Source organism: Streptococcus sp. 3705 (genome assembly GCF_013277145.1).
Classification (GTDB): Bacteria; Bacillota; Bacilli; order Lactobacillales; family Streptococcaceae; genus Streptococcus.
In genome coordinates this window covers 22305-28304 of the sequence record NZ_VMMJ01000033.1, presented here as the reverse complement: position 1 = coordinate 28304, position 6000 = coordinate 22305, and the positions used below count along the sequence as shown (strand labels likewise).

The window sequence follows — 6000 nt, the reverse complement described above, 5'->3', positions numbered from 1 at the left end:
TCTGTTGCTTTATCTACTAATTCAGCTCTTGCTATTTTTAATTCTGCTAATTTTTCATTTAATTCACTTGCAATAGTAGCTACTACATCTGGATCCGGATTATCTTGATTTAATATTTTTTGTGCCTCTGTTTGAGCATTGATTGCTTCTGTTTTTGCAAAATCATAAGAGGTTATAGAAGTTAGTGTCTTACCGATTCTTGGATCTGGATTTTCATTTATTAAATTTAATAATTTAGTATTTGCAGTATCTAATTTTGATTTATCAGTTCTTAACGCTTGTTGAGCCGCTAACACAGTCTTTACGATATCTTTATAGTCTTGAGTTTTCTTTAAATCTCCTGTCAATAATTTATTAACATTTTTTAATTGTGTTCTATAGTCATTGATAGTTGCTTCTGTTTTTCCTTTGGTATCTTTTTCTTCTGTTTCTTTTAACTTATTGTAAACTCTTTGTAAAAGTGCTTTAGCAACCCTACTTGTATCTTGCTCAAGAGTAAACCCTAGTCCTGAAATAGGTAAGGCATATTGCTTCCATGGAACTTGATATCCCATTCCTAGATTTGCATTATCTCCCGGGCTTATACGAACAGTGTACTCCGTAACATTAGGTTTCAAGACTATTCCTTTACTTGTAAATGTTCCCGTACTAGTACCCAATCTTCTTTTATTAGGATCTTGTTCTAATTTTTCATTTAATGTTCCTCTAGTATGTAGTGAAGCCCTATTCGTATCGAAATATTGATCTCTTCCAATGATAGGTGCAACTACTTTTTTAGTTTCATCCTCTTTATTTTCATTAGGGCTAAATGTTTGATCGTATATTGTTCTAATAGTACCGGACTCATCTTTTGCGAATACTTCTACTCTATATTTTGCTTTCTTACCATCAATATCTCCTGTAAATCCTGTTTTAAAAGAAACAATAACATCAGATCCAGTAGACTTAGAATAAGCTTTGAATGTTTTTTCAATCCCTTTAAATTTAGCAAGCCCTATTCCTTTATTCGCGTAATGCCTTTCTGCCACATATACACTGCCATCATCTACAACTTCTTCTTCAGTAGCTTTTGTTCTAACCTCTGCTAAAAATAAGGCATAATCTTTAGAACGATCAAAAGTACTCTCATTTAACCATGTCCGATACGGTCCATCCTGAACCAATACTGTGTTTACAGTTTCAATAGGAAATACTCCTTTGTCTGTTCTTCTTGCAATAGCAAAGACTCCTCCACTAGTGGCTTTCCAACCACCGAACTCATTAATATCTTTAACTTCTCCAGGAGCTATCTTTTGTAGTGCACCAACTTCGTTAATAGAAGTTATCTTTGTTTCATTAGTTATTTTTGTTGGTAAATTTATTAAACTATTCGCAACTTCTTTAAGATTGGCACTATCTCCCGGCAATGTATACGTTTGATTCGCATCTGGATCAGTATCTGTCGTTGTCCCATCTGTTCGGAATGGGTTGTTTCTGTCTAGGGCTTGTCCATTACGTGAATCATGTTTTCCTGAGTTTGCGATAGAGTTGGTTCCTGTAGCTTTCTCAGTATTGCTAGCTTTCTTACCGACAGTCGCTTTTCCTTCTGTCGTATCTAGTTTAGGACTTTCCACTTGCGCTTTAGGCTTATTACGTAAACCGCTGCTAGCTGTCATAAGAAGTTTTCTGTAAGCTTTTGTTAACTCTTCTTGACTTTGGGCTGTTGTTAGGGCAAGTTTTGCTAATTCTAGATTTTCTTTAAGGGTTGCGACACTTTCATCTGTCTTAGTCGCATAGCTACCTGAGGCTAATTTGCCATCAATTTCTGCTACGTAATCTTCCAGCTGTTTTTTATCCAAGGCAGGTCTAGCCTTTTCTTCTACTTCTTCTGTTGATGGAGTAGTATATGACCTATCAGTCTTGTTCCCAGCTTCTATTGCTGAAACACTAGACGACGCTACTGATGAACCGCTTACATCAGTAGGTGTTGGAGTACTTGTCTCTTCTTGACCTTTCGGAGCAGTAGTCTCACTGCTACCAGAATTTCCATCCAACTGACTGACTACTGGAGTCGCCCCGTAGGTTCCATTCTGGACATCTGGGTCTTTCAATGGTGAGCTTTGAGTTTCTTCATTGGTTGAGGGTACACCTTGCTCTGTGGCAGACACTGCCCCATTTCCCAAAAACATAAATAAAGCAGCTACTGCAACACTAGCTGCTCCAAAACTAACCTTACGAATACTATACCGTATGGTTTTCTCTACTTGTGAACGATCATGCGATCCTTTATAATCAAACATTGCTACACTCCTTTTGCGATAATTATCTGTTGATATATATTAAGAAGGGCAAGTAAAAAGCCCCCCCCTAAAATTTTTATGTAAATTTTAGACTGGCTTAACTCATTATACTCCTTTTCATTTTATAAATCAAACATTGTGAACTTAGCTTGATATGATACGGTTTATGCATAACTTCTCAAAGTAACTTCCACTTACCTGACCGAAGTGGAAATTAGTCTAAAACGGATTTTTATGGTGGAATTAAGTGTGAGACGTTTGAGTTAGAAATGAGGTCTACTATGACAAAACATAAACACCTTACCCTTTCAGACCGCAATGATATCCAATTAGGCTTAGAGCGCGGTGAAACCTTCAAAGCTATTGGACAGTCCATTCTAAAAGACCCGACTACTGTTTCCAAAGAAGTCAAACGAAACAGACAAGTCCGAGAGTCTACATGCCATAACCTTCCTTGCCCTTTACTAGACAAAGCTACCTTTGTCTGTAATGGATATCCTAAAAGAAGACAAAATTGTGGCTATAAGAAGATCTTCTACCTCTCTAAACAAGCTCAAAAACAATACGAACAAACTCTTGTCGAAGCTCGTGAAGGAACTCCCCTCAATTCCAAGACCTTCTGGAAAATGGACAAAGTCATTTCTGATGGAGTTAAAAAGGGACAACACATCTATCATATCCTCAAAACTTACAATCTTGATGTCAGCTCCTCAACAGTCTATCGACACATCCGAAAAGGGTACCTATCTATCGCTCCGATTGACCTAGCCAGAGCCGTTAAATTCAAAGAAAGACGGAAAAGTAAGCTACCTTCCATCCCTAAAGAAGCGAAAAAAGGCCGTTCCTATGAGGATTTCCAAAACTATTTAGCCCTTAATCAACTAGACTCTTGGCTGGAAATGGATACAGTTATGGGCAGAATGGGAGGTAAACTCCTACTCACCTTCAACTTGTCTTTCTGTAACTTTATCTTCGCTAGGCTTCTGAATAATAAAACTGCCCTTGAGGTCACCAAACACCTCTATGACATCAAGAACACTCTTCACCAAGCTAACAAAGATTTCTTCCAACTCTTTCCTGTCATTCTTACCGATAATGGTGGAGAGTTTCCAGGGTTGATGATATCGAAATGGATGTGCGAGGAGAGAGTAAACTCTTCTTTTGTGACCCTAATCGCTCTGACCAGAAAGGGAGAATTGAGAAAAATCACACGCTGATTCGCGACATCCTACCTAAAGGAACTTCTTTTGACAATTTAACTCAAGAGGACATCAATCTCGTTTGTTCTCATGTCAACAGTGTCAAACGCGCTGCTTTGAATGGAAAGTCAGCTTATGAACTCTTTGCATTTACCTATGGAGAAGAGATTTCTAAGCTTCTCGGCATTTCTAAAATACCTGCAGAAGACGTCTGTCAGTCGTCTAAATTACTCCAACATAAGTTCTAAAAACTAATCTTCAACCCCATTCAAACGTCTCACACTAACTTCCACCATAGCGGAACTTAATCTGAAACGCTTTCAGATGAGGGGATTTTGTGCGCTCTTTTTTTCGATTCCTTTCGGCTACAAAATCTATAAAATCAAGCATGTTTAAAACCAGTGGAACTTACCCTGACATGGAATTCCACTGGTTTTTACGATTTTTATCAGACTAACTTCCACTTGGATTAGCGGTGGAACTTAGTTTGGGAATTTAGCCTTTTTTGCATTTATACATTAGTTGAGCTAGTCATACGAAAAATATGAATAGTCTTCATTTTTAATTGTTCTTATTTTTCAAGTAAGCTGAGCGCTTCAGCATCCGCAATAATGGTCACATCAGGGTGATTTTGGAGGCTACTTGCTGGTAGGCTCTCAGTCACTGGGCCAGACACTGTTCCAGCAATGGCTTCTGCTTTCGACTTACCGTAAGCAAAAAGAATAATAGACTTGGCATCCAAAATGTTTTTAATTCCCATTGAAATGGCTTGGGTTGGGACGTCTTCAATCTTGTCAAAGAAGCGCGCATTGGCTTCAATAGTAGACTGGTCAAGTTCTACTAGATGCGTTTGACTGTCAAATGGAGTACCAGGTTCATTAAATCCGATATGTCCATTGCGACCGATTCCCAAGATTTGCAGGTCAACTGGATGGTCAGCCAAAATTTGGTTGTAGCGTTCAACTTCAGCTTCAGCATTATCCTTAACCCCACGAGGCAAGAAACTTTCTTTAAATGGTTTTTGGTTGAACAAGTTTTCTTGCATGAAGTGACGATAAGACTGAGGATTGTCGCCATCAAGGCCTACATACTCATCAAGGTTGACACTGGTTAGATTTGAAAAATCAAGGTCACTCTCAACAATATCCTTGTAAAATTCAAGTGGACTGCTTCCTGTCGCAAGTCCTAGAGTTTGAGCGCCGTTGTCCAATTTTTCCTTCAAAATCTCAAAAGCAACTTTTCCACCTTCGATTTGGTTTTCAACTTTAATGACTTTCATCTTTTCATCCTCCATTTCTATCTATATTTATTATATGGTATAGACCAATTTTTGTCAAGTGAAAACGATTTAATTTCTAAAAAAAGAGCGCCCACACTTGAAACATGTTATAATGGATAGGATTAGAACTTAGAAAGAATGAACAGATATATGAATACAGCTGATTTTGATTTCCACTTGCCCGAGGAATTGATTGCCCAAACACCCCTTGAAAAACGAGATGCCTCTAAACTCCTCATCGTCAACCGTGAGACGGGAGAAATGCAGGACAAACACTTCCACTCTATTATTGATATGCTGGAACCTGGTGATGCCCTTGTCATGAACGACACCCGCGTTCTCCCTGCCCGACTCTATGGTCAAAAGGAAGAAACTGGAGGTCATGTGGAACTACTCCTACTCAAAAACACTGCTGGCGATGAGTGGGAAGTTCTGGCTAAACCTGCCAAACGCCTCAAGGTCGGTACTCGTGTCAGCTTTGGTGATGGTCGCCTCAGCGCTGTCGTTACGGAAGAATTGACTCACGGAGGCCGCATTGTCCGCTTTGAATACCAAGGAATTTTCCTGGAGGTCTTGGAAAGTCTGGGAGAAATGCCATTACCACCTTATATTCACGAAAAATTGGATGACCGCGAACGCTATCAAACTGTTTACGCCAAGGAAAGTGGCTCTGCTGCTGCACCGACTGCTGGACTACACTTCACTAAAGAATTGCTGGCAGAAATCCAAGCTAAGGGTGTTCATCTAGTCTATCTGACTCTTCATGTCGGACTCGGAACCTTTAGACCTGTTTCAGTTGACAATCTGGACGAACACGAAATGCACTCAGAATTCTACCAACTTTCTGAGGAAGCAGCTGCCACCCTTCGCTCGGTTAAAGAAAATGGAGGTCGTGTCATCGCTGTCGGAACCACTTCTATTCGCACCTTGGAGACTATTGGTTCCAAGTTTGATGGGCAAATCCAAGCAGATTCTGGCTGGACCAATATCTTTATCAAACCTGGCTATGAATGGAAGGTTGTAGATGCCTTCTCAACCAACTTCCACCTGCCAAAATCAACTCTGGTCATGTTGGTTTCTGCCTTTGCAGGCCGCGAATTAGTCTTAGATGCCTACCACCATGCCATCCAAGAACACTACCGCTTCTTTAGTTTTGGCGATGCCATGTTTATCTACTAATTTTCACAATCAAAAAGCGCATATTATCAGGCACTAAAACCTTGATAGTATGCGCTTTTGTAAT

The 6000-nt window shown here is 39.5% G+C and carries 3 protein-coding genes and 1 pseudogene; 2 read left to right on the top strand and 2 right to left on the bottom strand.

Going from position 1 to position 6000, the window contains the following annotated elements:
- A partial coding sequence (locus tag HT714_RS08745) for a YSIRK-type signal peptide-containing protein (protein WP_173226511.1) occupies positions 1–2279 on the bottom strand: 2279 nt, incomplete at its 3' end.
- 281 nt (positions 2280–2560) lie between these two features.
- Here HT714_RS08745 and HT714_RS08740 point away from each other — a divergent pair.
- Positions 2561–3726 (top strand): annotated as a pseudogene (locus HT714_RS08740) (IS30 family transposase).
- Positions 3727–4049: 323 nt separating this feature from the next.
- On the opposite strand, the gene HT714_RS08735 reads toward HT714_RS08740, so the two are convergent.
- Complete coding sequence (locus HT714_RS08735) at positions 4050–4757, bottom strand: glucosamine-6-phosphate deaminase (RefSeq protein ID WP_173226513.1); 708 nt, start codon at positions 4755–4757, stop codon at positions 4050–4052.
- Between the two features lie 150 nt (positions 4758–4907).
- Between HT714_RS08735 and queA the strand changes: the two genes are divergently transcribed.
- Positions 4908–5936, top strand: a complete 1029-nt coding sequence (gene queA, locus HT714_RS08730) for a tRNA preQ1(34) S-adenosylmethionine ribosyltransferase-isomerase QueA (protein WP_001090137.1) — start codon at positions 4908–4910, stop codon at positions 5934–5936.
- Positions 5937–6000 lie beyond the last annotated feature (64 nt).

Coding starts and splice junctions, on each gene's coding strand:
- HT714_RS08735 (WP_173226513.1), bottom strand. CDS start 4,757: ATGAAAGTCATTAAAGTTGAAAACCAAATCGAAGGTGGAAAAGTTGCT.
- queA (WP_001090137.1), top strand. CDS start 4,908: ATGAATACAGCTGATTTTGATTTCCACTTGCCCGAGGAATTGATTGCC.